At 69.1% G+C, this 22,079-nt stretch carries 17 protein-coding genes; 8 read left to right on the forward strand and 9 right to left on the reverse strand.

Features of this window, described 5'->3' with window-relative positions; translation table 11 throughout:
* From HY68_RS27565 to HY68_RS39670, 4 genes are all read left to right on the forward strand, one after another.
* A partial coding sequence (locus HY68_RS27565; RefSeq protein ID WP_052457195.1) for a sugar ABC transporter permease occupies positions 1-866 on the forward strand: 866 nt, incomplete at its 5' end.
* Complete coding sequence (locus tag HY68_RS27570; protein WP_078863817.1) at positions 863-1,735, forward strand: carbohydrate ABC transporter permease; 873 nt, start codon at positions 863-865, stop codon at positions 1,733-1,735. The genes HY68_RS27565 and HY68_RS27570, both read left to right, overlap by 4 nt.
* Positions 1,732-4,344 (forward strand): glycoside hydrolase family 2 TIM barrel-domain containing protein, encoded by a 2,613-nt coding sequence (locus tag HY68_RS27575; RefSeq protein ID WP_078863818.1) that lies wholly within the window; start codon positions 1,732-1,734, stop codon positions 4,342-4,344. Before HY68_RS27570 ends, HY68_RS27575 begins: the two co-directional genes overlap by 4 nt.
* A 212-nt stretch (positions 4,345-4,556) precedes the next feature.
* Complete coding sequence (locus tag HY68_RS39670) at positions 4,557-7,229, forward strand: right-handed parallel beta-helix repeat-containing protein (protein ID WP_052457196.1); 2,673 nt, start codon at positions 4,557-4,559, stop codon at positions 7,227-7,229.
* 12 nt (positions 7,230-7,241) lie between these two features.
* Here HY68_RS39670 and HY68_RS27585 read toward each other — a convergent pair whose 3' ends face one another.
* The 7 genes from HY68_RS27585 to HY68_RS27615 all read right to left on the reverse strand — a co-directional run bounded on the left by HY68_RS27585 (position 7,242) and on the right by HY68_RS27615 (position 14,741).
* Positions 7,242-7,913, reverse strand: a complete 672-nt coding sequence (locus tag HY68_RS27585; RefSeq protein ID WP_041997342.1) for a GntR family transcriptional regulator — start codon at positions 7,911-7,913, stop codon at positions 7,242-7,244.
* A gap of 65 nt (positions 7,914-7,978) precedes the next feature.
* The gene (locus HY68_RS27590) at positions 7,979-8,635 is read right to left on the reverse strand and encodes an amino acid ABC transporter permease (RefSeq protein WP_041993768.1); all 657 of its coding nucleotides are present in this window, start codon (positions 8,633-8,635) and stop codon (positions 7,979-7,981) included.
* The gene (locus tag HY68_RS27595) at positions 8,635-9,315 is read right to left on the reverse strand and encodes an amino acid ABC transporter permease (RefSeq protein WP_041997344.1); all 681 of its coding nucleotides are present in this window, start codon (positions 9,313-9,315) and stop codon (positions 8,635-8,637) included. The genes HY68_RS27590 and HY68_RS27595 overlap by 1 nt, the downstream gene beginning before the upstream one ends.
* 2 nt (positions 9,316-9,317) lie before the next feature.
* Entirely contained in the window at positions 9,318-10,247 is a 930-nt protein-coding gene (locus tag HY68_RS27600; RefSeq protein ID WP_157874412.1) for a transporter substrate-binding domain-containing protein, read from the reverse strand.
* Between the two features lie 61 nt (positions 10,248-10,308).
* Complete coding sequence (locus tag HY68_RS27605; RefSeq protein ID WP_041997346.1) at positions 10,309-11,034, reverse strand: amino acid ABC transporter ATP-binding protein; 726 nt, start codon at positions 11,032-11,034, stop codon at positions 10,309-10,311.
* Positions 11,035-11,115: 81 nt separating this feature from the next.
* Positions 11,116-13,788 carry a M14 family zinc carboxypeptidase gene (locus HY68_RS27610; protein WP_078863819.1) on the reverse strand — a complete coding sequence of 891 codons (2,673 nt, stop codon included), beginning with the start codon at positions 13,786-13,788 and terminating at the stop codon, positions 11,116-11,118.
* 338 nt (positions 13,789-14,126) lie between these two features.
* On the reverse strand, positions 14,127-14,741 hold the full coding sequence (locus HY68_RS27615; protein WP_041993777.1) for a VOC family protein: 615 nt from the start codon (positions 14,739-14,741) through the stop codon (positions 14,127-14,129).
* Between the two features lie 153 nt (positions 14,742-14,894).
* Here HY68_RS27615 and HY68_RS27620 point away from each other — a divergent pair, with 153 nt between their 5' ends.
* The gene (locus tag HY68_RS27620) at positions 14,895-17,261 is read left to right on the forward strand and encodes an alpha-L-fucosidase (RefSeq protein WP_041993781.1); all 2,367 of its coding nucleotides are present in this window, start codon (positions 14,895-14,897) and stop codon (positions 17,259-17,261) included.
* Here the strand turns inward: HY68_RS27620 and HY68_RS27625 are convergent.
* Positions 17,239-17,664: a membrane protein gene (locus HY68_RS27625; RefSeq protein ID WP_041993784.1), complete on the reverse strand. Its 426-nt coding sequence runs from the start codon at positions 17,662-17,664 to the stop codon at positions 17,239-17,241. The two genes, HY68_RS27620 and HY68_RS27625, sit on opposite strands and share 23 nt — an antisense overlap.
* Before the next feature lie 51 nt (positions 17,665-17,715).
* Positions 17,716-18,474 carry a DeoR/GlpR family DNA-binding transcription regulator gene (locus HY68_RS27630; protein ID WP_041993787.1) on the reverse strand — a complete coding sequence of 253 codons (759 nt, stop codon included), beginning with the start codon at positions 18,472-18,474 and terminating at the stop codon, positions 17,716-17,718.
* 430 nt (positions 18,475-18,904) lie between these two features.
* On the opposite strand from HY68_RS27630, the gene HY68_RS27635 reads away from it, so the two are divergent.
* Genes HY68_RS27635 through HY68_RS27645 form a run of 3 tightly spaced genes read left to right on the forward strand, consistent with a single transcriptional unit; the run spans position 18,905 to position 22,076 of the window.
* Positions 18,905-20,224 carry an ABC transporter substrate-binding protein gene (locus HY68_RS27635; protein ID WP_041993791.1) on the forward strand — a complete coding sequence of 440 codons (1,320 nt, stop codon included), beginning with the start codon at positions 18,905-18,907 and terminating at the stop codon, positions 20,222-20,224.
* Between the two features lie 11 nt (positions 20,225-20,235).
* Positions 20,236-21,186 carry a sugar ABC transporter permease gene (locus HY68_RS27640; RefSeq protein WP_041993794.1) on the forward strand — a complete coding sequence of 317 codons (951 nt, stop codon included), beginning with the start codon at positions 20,236-20,238 and terminating at the stop codon, positions 21,184-21,186.
* A complete protein-coding gene (locus tag HY68_RS27645) occupies positions 21,183-22,076 on the forward strand; it encodes a carbohydrate ABC transporter permease (RefSeq protein ID WP_041993797.1) in 894 nt (297 codons plus the stop codon). Before HY68_RS27640 ends, HY68_RS27645 begins: the two co-directional genes overlap by 4 nt.
* The last annotated feature ends 3 nt before the right edge of the window (positions 22,077-22,079 follow it).

The raw sequence follows: 22,079 nt of genomic DNA on the forward strand, positions 1-22,079 counted from the left end.
CCCCCCGTCTGCTGTGGCTGACGGTCCCCTCCCTGGTGTGGTTCGCGGTCTTCTCGGTGGGACCGCTGGTGGCGATGTTCGTCATCGCCACCCTGCGCTGGAAGGGCCTCATCTACGACCCCGGTTACGTCGGCACCGACAACATCCGGCACGTCTTCGGCGATCCGGTCTTCCTCGAAGCGCTGCGCAACAGCGCCGTACAGGTCGCCGTCGTCATACCGGTGATGATCCCGCTGGCCTTCATGCTCGGCTACCACCTCAGCACCCGACCGCGCGGCTACCGTCTGCTGTCCGTGCTGTACTTCTCGCCCGGGCTGATCTCCATCTCCATCACGGGGATGATCTTCTACGGGGTGCTGTCGCCGAACGGCGGCGCCAACGGCCTGCTGAGAGCAGTGGGTCTGGAGTCGCTGGCACACTCCTGGCTCGCCGACCCGAGCACCGCCCTGCCCAGCCTGATCGTCATCGACCTGTGGCGCGGCATCGGCTGGACCGCCGTGCTGTTCGCCTCCCGGCTGGCCGGTGTCCCCGGCGATGTGATCGAGGCCGCCAGGATCGACGGCGCCGGACGCTTCCGCATCATGTGGCAGATCACCTTCCCGATGGTGAAGGACTACGTCCGCACGCTCACGATGCTCCAGTTCCTCTGGACGCTGTTCACCTCCGCCGCGCTGATCCTGCTGCTCACGAAGGGCGGCCCCGGCACCTCGTCCACCACCTTGTCGTACCTGGTGTACGCGAAGGCCTTCTCGCAGAGCGACCTCGGCTACAGCCAGGTCGTCGGTGTCGTCCTGCTGCTGGTCGGCGTCGCGGGGATGCTGCTGATCCGGGTGCTGCTGCGCAATCCCCAGGAGAAGATCCGATGACCGCCCCCGTCCGTCTCGTACGGCGCTCGCGTCCCGTACGGCGCTCCCGGCGCGGCGGCTCGGGACCGCTCGCCGTCCCGCTGTCCTGGCTGTACGCGCTGTTGCTCGCCGCGCCGCTCTTCTACCTCGCGGTGAGCGCGCTCAAGACCAACATCGAGATCTTCAACCGTCCCTTCGCGCTGCCCGAGCACTGGCTGTGGCACAACTTCCGCACCGCCTGGCGCACCGCGGACCTCGGGCAGGCCCTGCTGAACTCCCTGCTGATCTCCGCCGTCGCGATCGTGCTGACACTGGGCCTCGCGCTGCCCGCGTCCTTCGCACTCGCCCGGCTGGACAACCGGCTCTCGCGGCTGGTCACCGGCACCTTCTCGGTGGGCTTCCTGATCCCGCCGTTCGCGGCGCTGATCCCCACCGTGATCCTCGCGATCAAGCTGCACATGTTCTACACGCGCGAGTTCCAGATGCTCTTCCTGCCGGCCGGCGCACTGCCGCTGTCGGTGCTGCTGCTCACACAGTTCATGAGGACCGTGCCGCCTGCCCTGGTGGAGTCCGCGGCGCTGGACGGCGCGGGCAACTGGCGGCTGCTGGTCAACGTGTTCATCCCGATCGCGATGCCCGGCGTGGTCAGCGTGACGATCCTGCAACTGCTCACCTTCTGGAACGAGTACCTCTTCTCACTCACCATCACCGGCACCGCACCCGGGGTCCGCACCGCCCAGGTGGCGCTGCCCACCCTGATCTCCGACTCGACCGACTTCGGCGTGCTCACCGCCGGCACCGTGCTGACACTTCTGCCGGTGTACGTCGCCTACTCGCTCGCCAGCCGCCGTATGCAGGAAGCACTCACCGCAGGAGCAGTCAAGGGATGACACTCAGCACTGAACGCAGCACTGAACACAGCACGGGGACCGGCACGGCCGCCCGCGCCTCGGCGCCGAGGGCGACCCGCCACGACCTGGGCGGAGACTGGCAGTTGACCTGGCTGGCCGGCCCTGACGGCACGCCCGCCGAGGTCCGGGGCGCCGCGCTGGCCGCCCAGGTGCCCGGCGAGGTGCACACCGCACTGCTCGCGGCGGGCCACCTGACGGACCCGGACGTGGGGCTCGGCGAGCTGGCGCAGGACTGGGTGGGCCGCTCCCGGTGGTCCTACCGCCGCTCCTTCACCTTCACGCCCGCGCCGGGCGCCCGTACCGACCTGGTCGCCGACGGCCTGGACACGATCGCCGAGGTATACGTCAACGGCCGGCACGTCGGCGGCGCCCGCGACCAGCACATCGCCTACCGCTGGCCGGTGGACGGTGTGCTGGAGCCGGGCGACAACACCGTCGAGGTGCGCTTCGCCTCCGCCTGGGACGCCGCTCTCGCCCATGAACGCGCGCACGGCCCGCTGCCCTCGCCGTACGACGAGCCGTACGCGCACATCCGCAAGTCGGCCGCCAACTTCGGCTGGGACTGGGGGCCGCACTACGTCACCGCCGGCATCTGGCGGGGCATCAGGCTGGAGACGTACGCGGGCCGCATCGACCACATACGCCCGCTGGTCCGGCTCGCGGCCGGGCACGGCGCCGCCGAGGTCGTCACGCACATACGGGTCGACGCCCCCGAAGGCGCCCGTGTCCAGGTCGAGTTGACCGCCCCGGACGGCCGTCCGGCGGCGGCCGCCACCGGCCAGGTCATGGGGGAGGAGACGGCGGTGACGCTCACCGTCGCCGACCCGGACCTGTGGTGGCCGGTGGGTCTGGGCGCCCAGCCGCTCTACCGGCTGACCGCCCGCCTCGACGCCTCGGACGGCGCGGTGCTGGACGAGGCGGCGGTACGCGTCGGGCTGCGCTCGGTCTCCGTCGACGAGAGCCCGGACGCACTCGGCACCCGCTGGGCCCTGGTCGTCAACGACCGCACCGTACGGGTCCGCGGCTACAACTGGATCCCCGACGACACCCTCCCCAGCCGGGAGACACCGCAGCGCGTCGTCGCCCGTATCGACCAGGCCGTGGCCGGCAACGCCAACCTGCTCCGGGTGTGGGGCGGCGGCCACTTCGCCGACGAGCACTTCCTGGACGCCTGCGACGAGCGGGGGCTGCTGGTCTGGCACGACTTCCTCTTCGCCTGCGCCGCCTACTGCGAGGACGAGGAGACAGCGGCGCTCGTCACGACGGAGGCCGAGCAGGCGGTGGCCAGGATGTCCCCGCACCCGAGCCTGGTGGTGTGGTGCGGCGGCAACGAGACGGTGCTCGGCCGGCACCACTGGGGGTGGACCGACCAGATCGGCGAGCGCGGCTGGGGCGCGCACTACTACCTGGACGTCCTGCCCGGCGTACTGGCCCGGCTCGATCCGACCCGCCCGTACGTGCCCAACTCGCCCTGGTCCGGGGCTCTCGACGCGGACCCGACGACCGACACCCACGGTCTGAGCCATCTGTGGGACGCCTGGAACGAGGCGGACTACGCGCACTACCGGGACCACGACCCGTCCTTCGTCGCCGAGATGGGGTGGTGCGGGCCCGCCGCCTGGACAACCCTGGAGCGGGTGCTCGACGGGGAAACGCCTGGCCCGGCCTCATTGCTGACGCGGCATCACCTGCGGGCCATCGACGGTATGCACAAGCTGACCCGTGGCCTCCAGCCGCACGTGCCCACTCCCGCGGAGGGCGCGGACTGGCACTTCGCGACCCAGCTAGTACAGGCCCGGGCGGTCGCGGCGGGCGTGGAGTGGCTGCGGTCGCGGGAGCGGTGCGCGGGCGCTGTGGTGTGGCAGCTCAACGACTGTTGGCCGGCCATCAGTTGGTCGGCGGTCGACGTGGCGGGCATCGAGAAGCCGCTGTGGTACGCGCTCCGGCACTCGTTCGCGCCGCGGCTGGCGACCGTACAGCCCGCGAGCCCGGGCCCGGTCCATGATCCGACGGGCACGGCGGGCCTGGCGCTGACACTGGTCAACGACTCGGCGGCGGACTGGACGCCGGACGTGTCGGCGTGCCGAGTCGCCCTGGACGGAAGGGAGTTGGCCCGTACCCGGCTCGCGGGAAGCTGCCCGGCGGGCGGTCTGCTCACCCTGCCGCTGGATCCGGCGGTGGCGGAACCGGCCGACCCGCACGCCGAGTTGCTGGTCGTGGACGCGGACGGGGTCCGTACGACCTGGGCCTACCGCCCGGGCCGCACCCTCGCCTCGCCCCCGCCGGCCCGTACGGTGACCACGTCCTGTGCCGACGGCGTGCTGGCCGTGACGGTGACAGCGGAGTCGGTGCTGCGCGACGTCTGCGTCTTCCCGGACCGGCTGGCCGTCGCGCTCGGCCTGCCCCCGCACGCCCTGACGTCCGACACGTCCCTGGTCACCCTCCTGCCGGGGGAGACCCATACCTTCCGCCTCACCACCCGGGACGGCAGCGCGCTGCGCGAGGCGAGGATTCCGGAGCCGGTGCTGAGAACGGCGGTCCGCTCGGCGGAGGAGCTGACCGGCCCAGATACCTCAGAGACCCGATGAATCGCCGTCGCTCGTGCGAATCGCCTATGCGCGGGCCCTTGACCGGGGATACGGCCAGATCGAGTATGCATCAGACATCGGATGTAAGTGACGGTCAGGCGCCCCCCGCTCGCCCCCCACCTCGCTCGCCGGAGGCACCCTCCCGGACGCAGGCCGGTCTTTCGCCGGCGGCTGGTCCTCCGGCGGCCGCAACGCTTCGGAAGGACCCGCCCGTGTCCCCACAAGGTTCGATCACGCGGAGACTGCTGCGCCGCTTCGGCCCGATCGCGGCAGCCCTCGGTCTGGTTCTGGCGGCGCCCGTGGTCCAGTCCGCCACCGCCGCACCCGCCGTGACGCTGTACGCGTCGCCGTCCGGGACGGGTTCGACCTGTTCCTCCGCGTCCCCGTGTGCGCTGCCCGGTGCCCAGCAGGCGGTACGCACCCGTCTTGCCGCTGAGCCGTCGGCGGACGTAACCGTCCTGCTGGCCGACGGTGTGTACCGCTTGTCGAGCACCTGGTCCCTCGGCCCTGCGGACTCAGGCACGCCGGGCCACCCCGTGGTGTGGCGGTCGGCGCCCGGCGCGCATCCGGTGATCTCGGGAGCCTCGCAGGTCACCGGATGGACGCAGCGCGGATCGAGCGGGGTGTGGTCCGCTCCCGTACCCAGCGGCAGCGACAGCCGCCAGTTGTACGTCGGCGGCCATGCCGCCCCGATCGCGCAGGCGACCCCGGCGAGCCTGGGATTCCGGGGTTCGTGGACCGGATCGTCCACGGGCTACACGATCTCCGGCGACGCGGCGGCGATGGCGTGGTTCGGCTCGCTGACCGCGAGCCAGGTGGCGGGAGTCGAGTTCGACTACCCCGGCGGCAACGGGCCCTGGACCGAGTCGAGATGCCGGGTCGCGAGCTTCTCCGCCTCGACCGGAACGCTGAAGATGAGCCAGCCGTGCTGGACCAATGTGACCGCGCGGGCGTCCTTCGCGCAAGGCAGTGGTGGCCTGCCGTCCATGTCGACCAGCACGATGCCCGCGCTCGTCGAGAACGCGCAGACGCTGCTCGGTTCCGGGCAGTGGTTCCTGGACGGCGCGGGCGGCACGCTCTCCTACAAGCCCGCCGCGGGCCGGCAGATGTCGGCCCTCGACGTGGAACTGCCGCGTCTTGAGTCCCTGGTGCGTGGCGCGGGTACGCTCGCGGCGCCCGTGCACGACATCACCTTCAGCGGCCTGCAGTTCTCGTTCGCGACCTGGAACGCCCCGTCCACCAGCGCCGGGTTCTCCGACGTGCAGAGCAATCTGCGGATGACCGGCGCGAACAACCAGGGCATGTGCGGGTTCTCCACTCCTGCGGGAAGCTGCCCCTGGGGGGCGCTGACCCAGCCCCTGGCGAACGTCTCGTTCACCGCGTCCAAGAACATCACGTTCACCGGCAACCGGTTCGCCGAACTCGGCGGCGCGGGACTGAACGTGATGTACGGAGCGGCCAACACCCTCATTCAGGGGAACGAGTTCACCGACATCGCCTCCACGGCGATCCTCCTCGGCTGCACCTACGACCCACTGCCGACCGACTCGTCCGAGGCAGTGGGGATCAAGCAGAACTGCACCCCCGAGGGGGCGAACGACAACACCGCGATCGGCACCAACGAGATCCTGACCGGCACCACCGTGGCGGACAACGTCATCCATCACATCGGCACCGACTACTCCTCGGCGAGCGGCATCACCCTGCTGTTCTCCCAGCACACCACCATCACCCGGAACAACCTGTACGACCTGCCGTACACCGGCATCACGGCCGGAGTCGTCCAGGGCCATGTCGACCAGGCGAGCACCCCGCAGAACAGCACGAACATCAACAGCTCGAACACCATCAGCGACAACATCTTCCACGACTACCTGTCCGTCCGCAGCGACGGCGGCGCCATCTATGTCGAGGGGCATCAGGCGCAGTACGTGTACCAGGCGGACGGAAAGACGATCGACCCGGCGCAGACCCTGGCCAAGGGCCTTCAGGTCACGGGCAACATCGCGTACGACGGCCCGTCGACCAACTTCACGTACTACGACGACGCGGGGTCCGAATGGGTCAACTGGCAAGGGAACGTGGCCTTCGGCGCGGGCGCCAGCTCCCAGGGCGGCTGCAGCCCGACGGGCCACTTCTGGATCACCGGCAACTACTTCTCGGCCGGCGTCCAGTCCTACCCGTGCGCCCAGCCGGTCGACACGCACGTGAGCGGGAACACCACCATCCCCGCCACCCCCAAGCCGGCCGACATCCCCAACGCCCTGCTGCGCGCGGCGGGCGCGGGCTCCGGCTCCTTCACACCGGTCCTCTCCGTACCCGCGAGCATCTTCTACGTGTCACCCACGGCCAACGCGACGCAGGTCATCGTCGCTGGCGAGGGCTTCGGCCCGAGCACACCGGTGTACATCGGCACCACCCCGGTCAGCGACGTGACCCACCTGTCCAGCGGCTTCATGATCGTCCCGATCCCGGCCGGCACCACGGCCGGGCAGATCTCCGTCACTCCCCAGGTGCCGGGCTCGATCCGGCTCAACGACGACGACAGCCGAATCACCTACACCGGCTTCACGTACGCGGGCGGCCGCTCGTACGGTGACTACCGCGGCGACATCCACTACGCGACGGCCAACGGCGCGACCGCGTCGCTCACCTTCACCGGTACCACCGTCACGGTGTACGGCGAGCAGTACACCGACCAGGGAAACATCGGCGTCAGCGTCGACGGCGGCCCGCAGCAGGTCGTCACCACACTCCCGGGCGACGGCACACGACACGCCAACGCGGCGCTGTACACGTCCGGTTCGCTCTCGGCGGGCACCCTCACCGTCGTGGTGACGAAGCTGTCCGGCCAGTACGCCACCCTCGACGGATTCACCGTGTAACGCCGGCCGTGGTCAGCGGCGTTCCTGGGACGACTGGATCTCCAGGTAGCGGCGCAGCGCCTGGCCCGCCTCGTGGACGTGGTGGCGGATGTGCTGTTCCGCTGCTCGGGGATCGCCTTGGAGGATCGCTTCCAGGATGGCCTCGTGTTCCTCCACCGCGACCGGGAGGCGGCCCGGGGCCTGGGCCGACAGGCGGTTGCCCAGACGGACCTGGGCTATCAGGTTCTCCGCGATGGGGATCAGCCGGCGGCTGCCCGAGCTCTCCCAGATCAGTCGGTGGAAGGCCAGGTCCAACTCCCCGTACGCGTGCAGGTTGTTCGCCTCGATCGCCTTGCGTTGCCTGGCCAGCAGCCGGCGCAACTGGGCCGCGATCCGGTCGTGGTCGGGTGCGCCGGCCGTGCGGCGCGCCGCTATGCCGTCCAGGGCCTCGCGCAGCTCGTACAGCTCCAGCAGGTCGTCGGTGCTGACTTCGGGGACGAAGTAGCCGCGGTGCGGGACGGCCAGGAGGAAGCCCTCCCGTTCGAGCGCGGCCAGAGCCGCCTTGATGGGGGTCGGGCTGAGGCCGAGTTGTTCGGCCAAGGGGCGGACGGTGACGCGGGAGCCCGGGGGGAGGGTGCCGTCGAGGATGGCGGCCCGCAGATGGTCGTAGGCAGCCTTCAGCAATGTATGGCGCGGGACGGTCATCGTCGCCGGCACCCCCCTTTTATCCGTGACGGTGTCGGTACCGAGGACGCTGCTTCCCGGGCGCGTTACCGGAGTCTGCGTTCGTACCAGCGGGACAGCAGCGTCAATGGTAGGCAGATGACGAAGAAGACGGCGAGTACGGCGCCGAGGATGGGTACGGCGTGGGACGAGCCGCCGGACAGGGTGAGCCGTTCGATGGAGCGTTGTGACGCTTCGAGGATGTCCAGCACCCCGATCACCGCCGCCAGCGAGGTCTGTTGGGTGAGGTTGACGACGAGTCCGATCAGCGGGGGCAGGGCCCGCCGGGCAGCCTGGGGCAGCAGGACGTGGCGCATGCGTCCCGTCCAGGAGAACCCCAGCGCCGCCGCTGCCTCGGACTGTCCGCGTGGCACCGACTGGACGGCGCCACGCACGACTTCGGCCATGTTGGCGCTGCCCCACAGGGACAGCCCCACGGCGGCGGCGACGAAGGTGTTCACCAGCAGTCCGATGACGGGCAGCACGAAGAAGATGAAGTACAGGATGATGATGATCGGCAGACCGCGCCAGAGTTCGACGTAGGCCCGGACCACCGCCCTGACCGGTCTGCTGGGCAGGGTCAGTACGGTGCCCAGCAGGGTGCCGATCACCAGACTGGCGGCGATGCTGACGAGCGCCAGCAGCGCGGTTTCGCGCAGACCGGTGGCGAGGTAACTGGCGACAGGTCCGACCCAGGCGGGCATCAGTGTTCTCCCGGTATCGCGAAGCGGCGTTCGACGGCCCCGGCGCCCAGCGACATGAGCCAGACAAGACCGAGGTAGACGACACCGATGGCGAGGAACATCTCGAAGGTCCGGAAGGTGACGGCGACGATGTTGACCGCCGTCTCGGTGAGTTCGGGATAGCTGATCGCCACCATGAACGACGAGTTCTTGAAGACGGAGATGAGGGTGTTGGTGACCGACGGCACCGCGATCCGGGCGCCGAGGGGCAGTGTGACGTGCCGGAAGGCGGCCAGCCGCGGGAAGCCGAGGGCCCGCCCCGCGTCGGCGTAGCCGCCTTCGACCGCCTCGAAGCCGGCCCGGAAGTTCTCCACGTTGTACGCGCCGCCCCACAGGACCAGTGACAGCCAGCCGACGGTGAAACCGTCGAGCCGCAGCCCGATGTCGGGCAGCGCGAAGAAGAGGAAGAAGATCTGCACCAGGAGCGGGGTGTTGCGGAACACCTCGACGTAGACCGTGACGAGTTGCCGGGCGACCGGTGTCCGGAGCGCGCCGATCGCACCGAGCAGTACACCAACGAGCAGGGCGCCGGCCATGCCGATGGCGCTGATGGCCAGCGTCCGCAGCAGGCCGGTGCCCAGCTCGCCCAGATGGTCGACGATGAAGCCCGCGTCGAAGTGGTAGCCGGAAGTCTCGGGCATGGTCAGCACTGCAGGGTGGAGCCGGTCGGATAGGTCAGCTTCTTGCCCGGCCGTGGCAGGTACTTCGCGAACTGCTGCTGTACGGACGGGTCGGTGACGGTCTTCCGGAAATCGGTCCAGAAGAAGTCGGCCTGCTGCATATGGGCCAGCGCGCCGTTGACCCAGGCGAGCATCTCCGCGTCGCCCTTACGGACGCCCATGCCCCACGGGCTGTCGGCCTTGGCGTCGCCGACGACCTTGAGGCTGGAGTTCTTCGCCGCCAGGTCGAGCAGCAGTGTGTCGTCCTGGGCGAAGGCGACGCCGCGCTTCTGGTTAAGGGCGGTCAGCGCCTGGCTGGTCTCGGTGAACAGCGTCTGTTTGACGTCCTTCATGCACTGGGTCAGCCAGAGGCTGGCGGTGGCGCCGGAGATACTGATGACCGTCTTGCCGGCCAGCCCCTCGAAGGAGCTGATCGGGGAGTCCTTGGGCACCAGCAGTTTCACACCGCTGTCGAAGTAGGGGGTGGAGAAGTCGATGGTCTTGGCGCGCTCCGCCGTGTAGTTCATCGTCGCCTCGATCAGATCGATGCGCTTCGACGCCAGGAACGACACCCGGTTGGAGCCGGTCACACAGGTCAGGGTCAGCGCGTCGGGGTCGCCGAACGCGTAGGCGGCCATCTGGTGGGCGATGTCGATCTCGAAGCCCGCGTTCTTCGACGACTCGTCGATGTAACCGAACGGCGGGTAGTCGCACTTCACGCCGACGGTCAGCTTGCCTTTGCTCTTCACCTCGGCGGGCAGCGGCGCCCCCACATCGACGGGGCTCCCGGAGGTGGCGCTCGAACCGCCCGCGTCCTTGGCGGACTTCGAGGAGTCGTCGGACGAAGAGGAACAGCCGGCGGCGAGGACCAGAGCCATCGCGGCACCGACGACCATGCCGAATTTCGATCTCACGGCTTAGCTTCCTTCTGCTGGGTGTAAAGGAGTGTGTGAGGTGCGGGTGCGCGGGTGCGCGCTATCTGAGGACCTTGCGCAGGAACTGGCTCGTCCGGGCGTGCTGCGGCCGGTCCAGCACATCGGCCGGGCGGCCCTGCTCCGCGATCACACCGCCGTCGACGAACACCAGACGGTCGCCGAGTTCCCGGGCGAAGCCCATCTCGTGGGTGACACACAGCATCGTCATCCCGGACCCGGCGAGGTCACGCATCACATCGAGGACCTCGCTGACCAGCTCCGGGTCCAGTGCCGACGTCACCTCGTCGAACAGCATCACGTGCGGGTCCATCATCAACGCGCGCGCGATGGCGACCCGTTGCTGCTGCCCGCCCGACAACTGCCGCGGGTACGCGCCGGCCTTGTCGGCAAGACCTACCCGGGCCAGCAGCGAGGCCGCCCGTTCGCGCGCCTGTTCCTTGGGGGTCTGGAGCAGCTTGCGCGGCGCCAGGGTGAGGTTGTCGAGTGCGGTCAGGTGCGGGAAGAGGTTGAACTGCTGGAACACCATGCCGATGCGCCGGCGCACCTTGTTCAAGTCGATGCCCGGCCCGGTCAGGTCCTCGTGCTCCAGCAGGACCTGACCGGAGGTCACCGGCTCCAGCAGATTGACGCAGCGCAGCAGGGTGCTCTTGCCACCGCCGGACGGGCCGATGACCGCGACCACCTCACCGCGGGCCACGGCGAGGTCGACGCCTTTGAGCACCTCGACATCGCCGTACGACTTGCGCACCCCGCGCAGTTCCACCATCGGATCGTTCGTGCCGCCGGCGTTCAACCGGTGCCTCCCTCTCTGCGGTGGGGGCGGGAACACCCGCCCCCACCGGACGAGTTACTTGCCGAGGCGCTGGAACTGGCCGGCGGTGAGCTTGGTCGACGGCCCGTGGTAAGCGGCGTTGAAGAGCACCCGCTGCTCGGACCGGTTCCAGGTGCGGAAGCCGATCTCGCTGCCGAAGGTGACGACATACCCCTTGCCGACCGTCCAGGACAGCCCGTTGACGGCGCCGTTGAGGCTTTCGCCGCCGATCAGCCAGCCGCTCTGCAACTGCTCGCCGCTGTCCGGGTACTTGGCCACCACTTCCACCGGGTACGTGGTCGTGTCGGAGAGCTTGTACGCGTCGTCCGACACGAACCACACCGGGTTCTTCGCCGGCAGGCCCCAGGCCACGGGGTTGTCGGTGTCGAACTCCTGGCTCAGCAGCGATCCCGGGCAGTAGAAGTCCGAGGACGAGCCGCCGGGCAGGGCGGAGGTGAGCGGCAGGCCGAGCAGCGACGTGGCCGTCGAGGTCCCGCTGCCGTAGCTGACGAGTGTGCCGCCGCCGGTCACGAAGTCGTGCAGCTGGTTCCAGCCGGTCGTGCCGACGCCGAACGCCCAGGCCCAGTCGGCCGGGTAGTTCTTCGGGTTCAGCCCGTTGACGATGGAGTTCTTGCTGACGCCCTCCGGCATGATGATGACGTCGTACGTGTCGGCGAGGTTGGCGTAGTCGCTCGCCGACACGACGGAGTAGTCCACCCCGTACTGCTCGAACGTCCACATCAGCCAGCCGGACGGCATGTTGTCCGGCGGCTTGAGCAGACCGATCCGCGTGCCCTGCTTGAGCTGGGCGCCCGCCACGGCAGGCACCGTGCGCAGGGTGAAGACCGGAATGCCGGTGGCCCTCGACTGCGCCTGCAGAAGCTCCCGCGCCGCCGAGGACGGCGGGACCAGGAACGTGCCGGCCGGGAACGTGCGCCCGCCGTCGGTGAATTGAGCCGCCGCGCGGAAGGTGGGGATCTTCTTCTTCTGCAGCGCGGCGACGATCCGGAACACCCCGTAGGACTCGGGGCCGATCGCGTACGCCCCGGTGCGCGGCGGCGCGGACGGTGTGGTGACCGCCGGCGGCTTGACGGAGCTGAGCCGCTTCGTCCTCGTCGTGAAGGACGTGGTGACGAGGTCGGCCTCGAAGCCGAGCAGCATCGGCAGGGTCTGCGCCGTGGTGTCGTACGGCCGTTGCGGCGGGCCGCCGGGGTACTGCAGCAGCTGCGGGTACTCCTGCACCTCCAGCAGCGTCTTGGCGAACCCGGCGTACGGCTGTTGCAGATAGATGATGTAGGAGCCCGCGGGGTACTGCTTGCCGTCGGCGGTGAACGCGGTCTGCGCCTGGCTGATCTCCACCGCACCGAGGTGGAAGATCTCCAGCGCGTCCTGGACCGCCTGCGGGTCACGCTGCCCCGCCGGGATGACATAGGCGTACGGACTGGTCCGGGTGACGGCCTTGAGCCCGACGCGGTAGGAGTTGTACAGCCAGTTGTAGGTGTCGTACGCGACGTTCTCCAGACCCGAGTAGAAGGCCTGGGACACCCAGTCGATGATGTTGCGCAGCGTCCAGGTGTTGGAGTCGTACGGCTCGATGAAGTTGATGTCGGTGGTCTGCTGGCCGAGCGGCTTCGTACCCACCTGCGGATAGGCGAGGTTGGACGCGGAGGCCGCCTCGGTGAGGATGCGTGCGGCGCCGTGGTAGACGCAGTACTGCCGGGACGGGGACCAGTAGTCGTACTCCGAGCCCCAGCCGTTGCCCTTCATACCGGCGACGGTCATGCCCCGCTGCATCGCCAGACCCACCGTGTCCGTCTGCTGGACCAGGATGGTGTCGATGTTGGGGTCGTACGGCGACAGGTACGGCGGTGTGAACAGGCGGGGAGCGCTGCTGCCCGCGCCGTGCGAGTCCTGGAAGACATGCGGCCGGTACTTGTTCAGGATCGAGACGTTGTACTTGCTCTCGACCTGGGTCAGCATGATCCAGTCACGGTTGTCGTCGTGGCCGGTGTACTTGTTGTACAGGTCGGGATAGGTCCGTGCGTAGCTCGTGCCGGCCGTGGCGGCGAAGTAGTCGTTGACGAGGACGAGTCCGTCCGGGTTCTGACACGGCTGGAGCAGGATGACGAGGTTGTCCAGGATCTTCTCGATGTAGTCGGACTTCTCCGTGGCCAGCCGGTACGCCCATTCGACGGCCGCCTGCGAGTTGCCGACCTCGGTCGAGTGGATGCCCGCCTGCACGTAGTAGAACGGCACGCTCTTGGTGGCCAGTTGCTTCGCCTCGGCCTCCGAGAGGCCGCGCGGATCGGCAAGTCTGGCGTTGTTGGCGACCAACTTGTCGAGATTGGCGAGGTTCTTGGGCGAGCTGATGGTCAGCAGGACGTACGGGTAGCCCCGGGTCGTCTTGCCGATCTCCTCGTACCTCACCCGGTCGCTGCGGGCCCCGATCAGCTCGAAGTACGGGACCATCTTGCTCCATTGGGCCAGATAGCCCTCGGTCCCGATCGGTGTGCCGAAGTACGTGGCCGGGCTCGGGATGGGCCCCTTGTCCTGCTTGGCGGTGGACGGCTGCTCGTGTCCTGCGGGGATCGCGGGCGCCGCGGCGGCGGAGCCAGGGTGCATCACCGTCGCCGCCGCTCCTGCGCCGGCCGCCGCGGTGGTGCGAAGAAGCGTTCGGCGGGAGAGTCTTGAGCTTTCGCTGCTGGTCATCTACCGACATCGCCTTTCACGGTCCGGCTTGTGTGCCGGGCCGTTGTCCGTCGCGGGGCCGGGGAGGGCCGGCTCCGCTGGTCTGCGGGGTGTCGTGCAATGCCGCACGCGGCGCGACGCTGCGCCACGGGCCTGAGAACCGTGCGAGAAAAGCCTGCGGAAAACGTTGTCCGCGAACGCAATGTGCCAACCGTCGCCGAGTCAGGGCAACGGTTCGAACTTGGATTTAATATTAAAAGCATGTTGCATCGTGCCTGGCTGACGGGTCGACAGTTCCCCGCGGGACGCCGAAAGGCCGGCATCGCGGGGATGCCGGCCCGTGGGATCGTGTCAGGAAATCAGTGCGTCACCGGCTCCCACGCGAAGCCGTCCGGGTCGGTGAAGGGGCCGCTGTCACCGCCGATGGCCAGCCGGTGCGACCCGGTCCCTTCGGCGGGGACGCCCGCGTCCTTGGCCAGGGCCTTGCGGCCGTAGAGGGCGAGCAGGACGGGGCTCGACGGCAGCGCGAACTCGACGTACTTCTTGCCGAAGCTCTTGCCCACGGTGAGCCCCTGGGCGAGGTAGAACTGCTTCGTCGCCGCCACGTCCGCGCACCCCAGCAGGAGCACGAACCGGTCGATCTCGCGGCTCGCCGGGCCCTTGTCCTTCTTCGTCGCCGTCGCGATCTTCCAGAGCGCCCCGTCGGGGGCCTGTACGACGCCGCCGTAGCCCCAGAACGACTTGGCGGCCGGTTTCACGGCCGTGGCACCTGCCTCGACGGCCGAGTCGATCAGCGCGTTGACATCGGCCGGCTGGGCCACGGTGAGGGACACGGTGAAACCCCGGAAGCCGGTCGTCGGCGGCTCCGCCGCCCGCACGCGCACCTGGGTGTCCAGGCCGAAGGCGGCCTTGTAGAAGTGGCCGGCGGCGGCGGGGTCGGCCGCGTCGAGAATGATGGAATCGATGGAGGTCATGACACGAATCTAGGGCGGCGCCCCGGCTCGCGCTTCTCGAAACCTGCCCGGTCCTGGCTCCCGCCATTCATCGGATGGGTCCAAGGGGGCGGTTCGCTTACATCGTGCGTAAAGCATTGACAGGTTCTCGTCACGCTCCAATCATCGGATGTCATGACCGAACTTCGCAGGCGACACGTCATCGGAATGACTGCGGGAGCGGCACTCGGCGCCGCGATGACCGTTCCGGCCACAGCAGAAGCAAGCCCGCTCGCCGCAGGACCGGCGGCAGAGGGGAGACACCCGGTGGACGACGGTCACTGGGGCACGGTGCCCGCCGCCGTCCCCGTACCGCTGGAGCGCTGGTACGACAACGACGGCATCGACACGGCGAGCGCGCCCGGCGGAGACTTCGACGGCTCCGGGTACACCTTCCCCGGCGAGGAACTCCCGCCGGGGGAGCGGGAGATCGACGGTGTCACCTACGTGTTCCCCGGCTCGGGCGACGGCGTCAAGGACAACATCGTCGCGATGGGCCAGCGGATCGACCTGCCCCCGGGCCGCTACCTGTCCGCGCTCTTCCTCACCTCGTGCAGCTACGGCGCCACCTCGGGCCAGGCCACCGTCCACTACGCCGACGGCACGACCGGCGGCGCCGGCCTCGGCGGCGCCGACTGGTACTCCGGCAGCGGTGCGCTGACCTCTGCGTACCGCTACGACCCGACCGGTGCCAAGGACCAGCACCCGGTGGTCATCGGTGTCTCCGAACTCGCCCTGGACCCGGCCAGGGAGGCGGTGGCCGTCACCCTGCCGGTCACCCACGCGGCGACCGAGAACAACGCCTCGCTGCACATCTTCGCGCTGTCCCTGCAACCGGCCGCCGACGGCCGTGCGGTGTCACTGCGTGACGCCCACTCGACGGCGTCCCTGCTCGGCAACGGCGCCCAGAGCGTCGAGGCGACGATCGTCAACGCGGGCACCGTCGGAATTCTCGCCTCCGACGCGCTCACCCTCTCGGTGGACGTCCCCGGCGCCCGCACCGTCGCCCCCGCGAAGATCACCAGGCTCGCACCGGGCGACCAGGCCCGGGTCCGGATCGGCATCAGGTCCGCACCGGGCACCGCCCCCGGCACCGTACGCGGCGGCCAGGTCGTCGCCACCAGCCACGGCCGGAGCGCCGCCCGCACCGCACGCGATCTCACACTCGGTGTGGCCGACTACCTGCCGACCGACGACTCCCTCAACTCCCACCAGGCGCCGTACTGGTTCCAGGACGCCAAATTCGGCATCTTCATCCACTGGGGTGTCTACTCGGTGCCCGCCTGGGCGCCGGTCGGTGTGCAGTACGCGGAGTGGTACTGGGCGCAGATGCAGGATCCCGCCAACCCCACCTACGCACACCACCGCGACACCTATGGCGAGGCGTTCGCCTACGACGACTTCATCCCGCTGTTCCGCGCGGAGAAGTTCGACCCGCGCTCCTGGGTGGAGCTGTTCCGCGACGCGGGGGCCCAGTACCACGTGCTGACGTCCAAGCACCACGAGGGTTTCGCGCTCTGGGACACCAAGGTCTCCGACCGCAACTCGGTGAAGATGGGCCCGAAGAGAGACATCGTCAGGGAACTCTTCGACGCGTCACGCCGCTACGCGCCCGAACTCCACCGCGGCCTCTACTTCTCGATGCCGGAGTGGTTCAACCCGGACAACCCCTGGCAGGGGCACGCGCCGCGCAACCCGTACACCCTCGAACCCCTGCCCTACACCGGCTACACGGCCGGCAAGGACTATGTCCGGGGCCTCCAGGCCCCGCAGATGCTGGAGTTGGTCGAGAACTACGACCCCGAGGTCATCTGGTGCGACATCGGCGGCGACAACGACAGCCACCATGTGCTGGCTGAGTACTTCAACCACGCCAAGAACCGGGCCAGGCCCGTCGACGTGACGGTCAACGACCGCTCCGGCATCGGACCGCACGACTTCACCACGCCCGAATACACCACGTACGACACCGTCGTCACGGCGAAGTGGGAGGCGAGCAGGGGTCTCGACCCACGCTCGTACGGCTACAACGCCGAGACCCCCGACGACAAGTACATGACGACGGAAGAGGTCATCCACTCCCTCGTCGACATCGTGTCGAAGAACGGCAACTTCCTGCTCGACATCGGCCCGCGCGCCGACGGCACGATCCCCGAGGTCATGGAGCGCAGGCTCCGCGAGACCGGGGCGTGGCTCAAGGTCAACGGCGAGGCGGTCTACGGCAGTACGTACTGGGCGCGGATGCCACAGCTCGGCGACGACCTGCGCTTCACCGTCAAGCCGGACGACGCGTTCTACATCCACTCGCTGGTCCGGCCGGGCCCGACCCTCACGGTCGAGGCGCCGGTGCCGGTCAGGCCCGGCGACCGTGTCACCCTGCTCGGTCACCACCGTCCGCTGAGTTGGCGTACGTCGGGCGGGTCACTGGTCGTCGACGTACCGAAGGCGGCGCGTGACGCGGGTGAGCACGTCTGGGTCTTCAAGGTCGACTGGAGGTCCTGACCAGGGCGGTCCTGACGCAGGAGGTCTTGACGCCGTCCCGACTGCCGCTCACCCGCAGGGCCCAGCCGATCAGCGGGGCCTGGAGCGGCAGTCGGGCGTAGGCGGCGGCCCTGAGCGGCGCCGGCTTGTGCCGCCAGTCGTACGCCATCTTCACGTTCGCCGGGAAGACCGCGGCGAAGAACCCGGCGCTGAGCAGTCCGCCGACGCGGCGGGTACGCGGCAGGGCGACGCTGGTCGCGAGGGCCAGCTCCACGGCGCCGCTCGCGTAGGTCCAGGTGCGCCGGGTGCCGGGCAGCGAGCGGGGCACCATCTCCTCGAACAGGGCGGGCCGGGTCAGGTGCAGCACGCCGGCTCCGGCGAGCAGCCCGGCCAGCAGCCGGGCGGAGAGCGAGGGGGCGGCCACGGAAGCTCCAGGGATGTAGGCGGCGGTGACGCTCGTAGGTTACCCGCCGGTTCAGACAGTTGTCACAGGAACACCCGCCGCCGCGATCTTCGCCAGCTCCTCCTTCGACGCGTCGCCGTCGGTGACCAGATGCCCTACGGCCGACAGCGGGCAGATCTTCGCCAGCGTCACCTTCCCGATCTTCGAGCTGTCCGTCACCACGACGGTGAGGCTGCTGCTGGCGGTGAAGGCCCGGTCGGTCGCCGCTTCGAGCTGGTCGTGCGTCGTGCAGCCGTGCGCCGCGGTGATCCCGTCCACCCCCAGGAACGTCACATCGGTGTGGTACTCGGTGAGCGTCCGCTCCGCGATCGGGCCGACGAGTTCGTAGCTCTCGCTGCGGGCGAGGCCCCCGACGACGACGAGCGTGACGTCCTTGTGCAGGATCAACTCGGCGGCGATGTTGACCGCGTTGGTCACGATGGTGACGGGGCCGCGGCCGGCCAGGATCCGGGCGATCTCCGTCGCCGTGGAGCCGCCGGTCATCCCGACGACGGCGCCGGCGGGCACCAGTGCCGCGGCGGCCTGGGCGATGGCTATCTTCTCCGGCCGGCGGCGCTCGCTGCGGTACTGCAGCGGCGCTTCGAGGCCGATGTTCCCGACGGCGGCGCCGCCATGGGTCCTGCGCAGCAGATTCAGGCCGTCCAGATGCTGGAGATCGCGGCGCACCGTGGCCCCCGAGACGCGCAGCGCCCGGGACAGATCCTCGACGCTCACGCTGCCTTCCGCGGAGACATGCTCAAGGATGCGCGCATGGCGCTCAGTTCTCAGCATGCTCGCAGCATAACCAGATCCGCCCGGTGAGCGCTTTCCGGTGCCCTGGTCTGCTGTTGGCTGTCTCCCGCGGGCCCACCTCCGCCGTACCGCTCACCGCAGTGCGCAGTTCTGCGCAGATTCGATCTCTTGACATGACGAATACTGCTCGATTTACTGCTGCCGACGTCGCAACAGCGTTCGGCGTCAGAGGTACGCCCAGCCGGTAGACGGTGTGCAGCCGTGAGCCCGGACAAAGTCGCCAGGGTGTGGACACCCGAGGCGGGGACGTGCCCTCGTTCAGTCGGAGTCCGATGATGAAGGTCCGCCTCCTCCGGCGATCGACTCGACACGGCGCGCGCTCCGCGGCGGCTGTGCGGTACCCACTGATTCCCACCGCCCGCCAACTTCGCGACCCACGCACGCCTTTCGATGCTTCCCTGGAGGTCCAGTGGCTCTTGGCCAGCACGCCCTCACCCGTCACTCACGCCGGACGCTGCTGCGCGCCGGCGCGGGCGCGGCTGCGGCGACCGCCCTGTCCGCCTGCGGCGGCGGCTCCGACGACGGTGTCGGCGCCGACGGGCGCGTCACGATCGAGATGTGGCACGGCCAGAGCGACACCGGGCTCAAGGCCATCAAGGCCCTGACGCAACGGTTCACCCGCTCCCACCCGCACATCCGCGTCGACCTCGGCGGCGGAGTGCTGTCGGACGCGATGCTGCAGAAGGTCAGCGCGGCGCTGGCCTCCGGCGCCTACCCCGACATCGCGTACATCTTCGGCTCCGACCTCGCCGGCGTGGCACGCAGTCCCCAAGTGGTCGACCTGACCGACATGGTGCACTCGGGCCGTACGCCCTGGAACAACTACTGGGCCTCGGCCAGGGAAGCCGTCACGATCAACGGGAAGGTCAGGGCCTCGCCCGCGCTCCTCGACACCCTCGCCGTGGTCTGCAACAAGAAGCTCTTCCGTGAGGCCGGCGTCCCCCTGCCCGAAGCGGGCTGGACGTGGCAGGACTTCGAGGAGACGGCCCACCGGCTGACCAACTCCTCCCGGGGCACGTTCGGCACGGGCTGGCCGGGTGTCGGGGACGAGGACACCGTGTGGCGGATCTGGCCGATGGTGTGGGACCTCGGCGGAGACGTCATCGCCGACGACGGCCGCAGCATCGGCTTCGAGGAGGCGGGGGTACGCGCCCTCGGCACGGTCGAGGCGCTGGCGAAGTCCCGCAGCGTCTACATCGACCCCAAGCCCGGCACCGAGCAGATGTACCAGGTCTTCGCGTCCGGCCGGATGGGCATGGTCGTCACCGGACCGTGGCAGCTCCCCGACATCCGGGAGGCGAAGGTCGACTACGCGGTCGTCCCGCTGCCCAGCTACAGCGGCAAGCCCATCACCATCTCGGGTCCCGACACCTGGACGGTCTTCGACAACGGAGAAGCGCGGGCCCAGGCCGCGCGCACCTTCGTGTCCTGGCTGGCCCAGCCGGAACAGGACGTCCAGTGGGACGTCCAGGCGGGCAGCCTGCCGCTCAGCAGGCGCAGCGAGGCCATGCCGGCCTGGCAGGCGCAGGCGGCGGACACCGAAGGGCTCGACGTCTTCACCAAGGCGCTCGAAACGGCGCGTGTGCGCCCCGTACACCCCGCCTATCCGCAGGTGTCGATCGCGCTGGGCCAGGCCGTCGTATCCGTGCTGCTCGGCAAGAGCACCCCGGCCCAGGCGATGCGCCGCTGCGCCGGCGATGCCAGGGCCGCTCTCGTCATACCCCGCTGAGGAGCCTTCCCATGACATCCCTGCCCGCCCCGTTCACCCTGCCGGACCAGGAACGGCAACTGCGTGCCCGGCGCAGCAGGCGCCGCCGCGAGTCCGCCACCGCCTACGGTTTCGTCCTGCCCGCGATCATCGTCATCCTCGGCCTGAGCGTGGTCCCCGTCATCTGGTCGCTGCTGCTGTCCTTCCAGGCCGACGACCTGGTGACGCCGAGCCGCTGGGTCGGGCTCGACAACTACCGTGCGCTGACCGAGGATCCGCACTTCAGCCAGGCCGTCGAGAACACCCTGCTGTACACCGTGCTCTATGTGCCGCTGAGCATCGTCCTCGGTCTGCTGCTCGCGCTCGCGCTGAACCGGCGCATCCGGCTGGTGGGTCTGTACCGCACCCTGATCTTCGTCCCCTTCATCATCTCGGAGACCGCGCAGGGCGTGCTGTTCTCCTTCATCCTGGACCCGCAGTTCGGCGCGGCCAACTCCGTCCTGCACGCACTGGGGCTGCCGTCGCAAGGCTTTCTCACCGACCCGGGACAGGCGCTGCCCGTCCTGGTGCTGATCTCGCTGTGGAGCGGCACCGGATTCTGTGTGGTGATCTATCTCGCCGCGCTCCAGGACGTACCGCCGACCCTCATCGAGGCGGCCAAACTGGACGGTGCGGGACGATGGCACCTGCTGCGCCATGTCGTCCTGCCGACACTCACCCCCGTCAGTGTGTTCCTGGTGATGTGGCAGACCCTCATGGCGCTCCAGGTGTTCGACCTCGTCTATGTCACCACCAAGGGCGGTCCGCTCGGCTCGACCACCGTCATCGTCTACTTCATCTGGGAGCAGGCGTTCAAGAACTTCACCGCCGGTTACGGGGCGTCCGCCGCGTATGTCCTCGCGCTGGCGCTGCTGTTGGTCGGGGGAGTCATGCGGCTGGCCCGGCGCCGCAGGTCCGACACCATTGAGGGAGCAGCCCGATGACCGCGACCACCACAGCCGCCGAGACCGTCCGGCCGCACACCGCACCACCACCTGCCGAGGACCGCCCACGCAGGCGGCTGCTTCCCTTCAGCCCCTGGCATCTGCTGCTCGCGCCGCTCGCCGTCATCTTCGCGCTGCCGCTGTTCTGGCTGCTGCTCAGTTCCGTGATGACCAACGCCGAGATCAACAAGTTCCCGCCGGCGCTGTGGCCTTCCGGTATCCACCTCGGCGGCTACCGCTACGTGCTCGGCAACGCCATGTTCCCCCGGTGGTTCGCCAACTCGCTGATCGTCTCGGCGACAGCGGTCGTCTCCAACCTCGTCCTCGGCTCGCTCGGCGGCTACGCCTTCGCCCGGATGCGGTTCGCCGGCTCGCGCTCCCTGCTGGTCCTGATGCTCGCCACGACGGCGGTCCCCTTCCAACTGACCATGATCCCGACCTTCCTGGTCATGAAGCGGCTCGGCCTGATCGACTCGCTGGGCGCCCTGATCGTCCCCTCGCTGGTGACCCCGTTCGCGGTGTTCCTGCTGCGGCAGTTCTTCCTCTCCCTGCCCAGAGAGCTGGAGGAAGCCGCCTGGATCGACGGCTGTTCACGGCTGCGCGTGCTGTTCCGTATCGTGCTGCCGCTGTCCAGGCCGGCCCTCAGCACCGTCGCCGTCCTCACGTTCCTCACCACCTGGAACGACCTGACCTGGCCGCTGATCGCCATCAACCACGACACCCAGTACACACTCCAGCTGGGACTGACCACCTTCCAGGGGCTGCACCACACCCAGTGGGCCGCCGTCATGGCGGGCAACGTGATCACCGTACTTCCCGTACTGCTCGCCTTCCTCGGCGCGCAGAAGTCGTTCATCCAGTCCATCACCTCCAGCGGTCTCAAGGGCTGATGT

Source organism: Streptomyces sp. AcH 505 (assembly GCF_000818175.1).
In the GTDB taxonomy this organism is placed as follows: Bacteria; Actinomycetota; Actinomycetes; order Streptomycetales; family Streptomycetaceae; genus Streptomyces.

What these genes read in the sequence shown, in the direction of transcription:
- HY68_RS27570 (WP_078863817.1), top strand. Translation starts at nt 863, where the DNA reads ATGACCGCCCCCGTCCGTCTCGTACGGCGCTCGCGTCCCGTACGGCGC.
- HY68_RS27575 (WP_078863818.1), top strand. Translation starts at nt 1,732, where the DNA reads ATGACACTCAGCACTGAACGCAGCACTGAACACAGCACGGGGACCGGC.
- HY68_RS27585 (WP_041997342.1), bottom strand. Translation starts at nt 7,913, where the DNA reads ATGACCGTCCCGCGCCATACATTGCTGAAGGCTGCCTACGACCATCTG.
- HY68_RS27590 (WP_041993768.1), bottom strand. Translation starts at nt 8,635, where the DNA reads ATGCCCGCCTGGGTCGGACCTGTCGCCAGTTACCTCGCCACCGGTCTG.
- HY68_RS27595 (WP_041997344.1), bottom strand. Translation starts at nt 9,315, where the DNA reads ATGCCCGAGACTTCCGGCTACCACTTCGACGCGGGCTTCATCGTCGAC.
- HY68_RS27605 (WP_041997346.1), bottom strand. Translation starts at nt 11,034, where the DNA reads ATGGTGGAACTGCGCGGGGTGCGCAAGTCGTACGGCGATGTCGAGGTG.
- HY68_RS27610 (WP_078863819.1), bottom strand. Translation starts at nt 13,788, where the DNA reads ATGACCAGCAGCGAAAGCTCAAGACTCTCCCGCCGAACGCTTCTTCGC.
- HY68_RS27615 (WP_041993777.1), bottom strand. Translation starts at nt 14,741, where the DNA reads ATGACCTCCATCGATTCCATCATTCTCGACGCGGCCGACCCCGCCGCC.
- HY68_RS27620 (WP_041993781.1), top strand. Translation starts at nt 14,895, where the DNA reads ATGACCGAACTTCGCAGGCGACACGTCATCGGAATGACTGCGGGAGCG.
- HY68_RS27630 (WP_041993787.1), bottom strand. Translation starts at nt 18,474, where the DNA reads ATGCTGAGAACTGAGCGCCATGCGCGCATCCTTGAGCATGTCTCCGCG.
- HY68_RS27640 (WP_041993794.1), top strand. Translation starts at nt 20,236, where the DNA reads ATGACATCCCTGCCCGCCCCGTTCACCCTGCCGGACCAGGAACGGCAA.
- HY68_RS27645 (WP_041993797.1), top strand. Translation starts at nt 21,183, where the DNA reads ATGACCGCGACCACCACAGCCGCCGAGACCGTCCGGCCGCACACCGCA.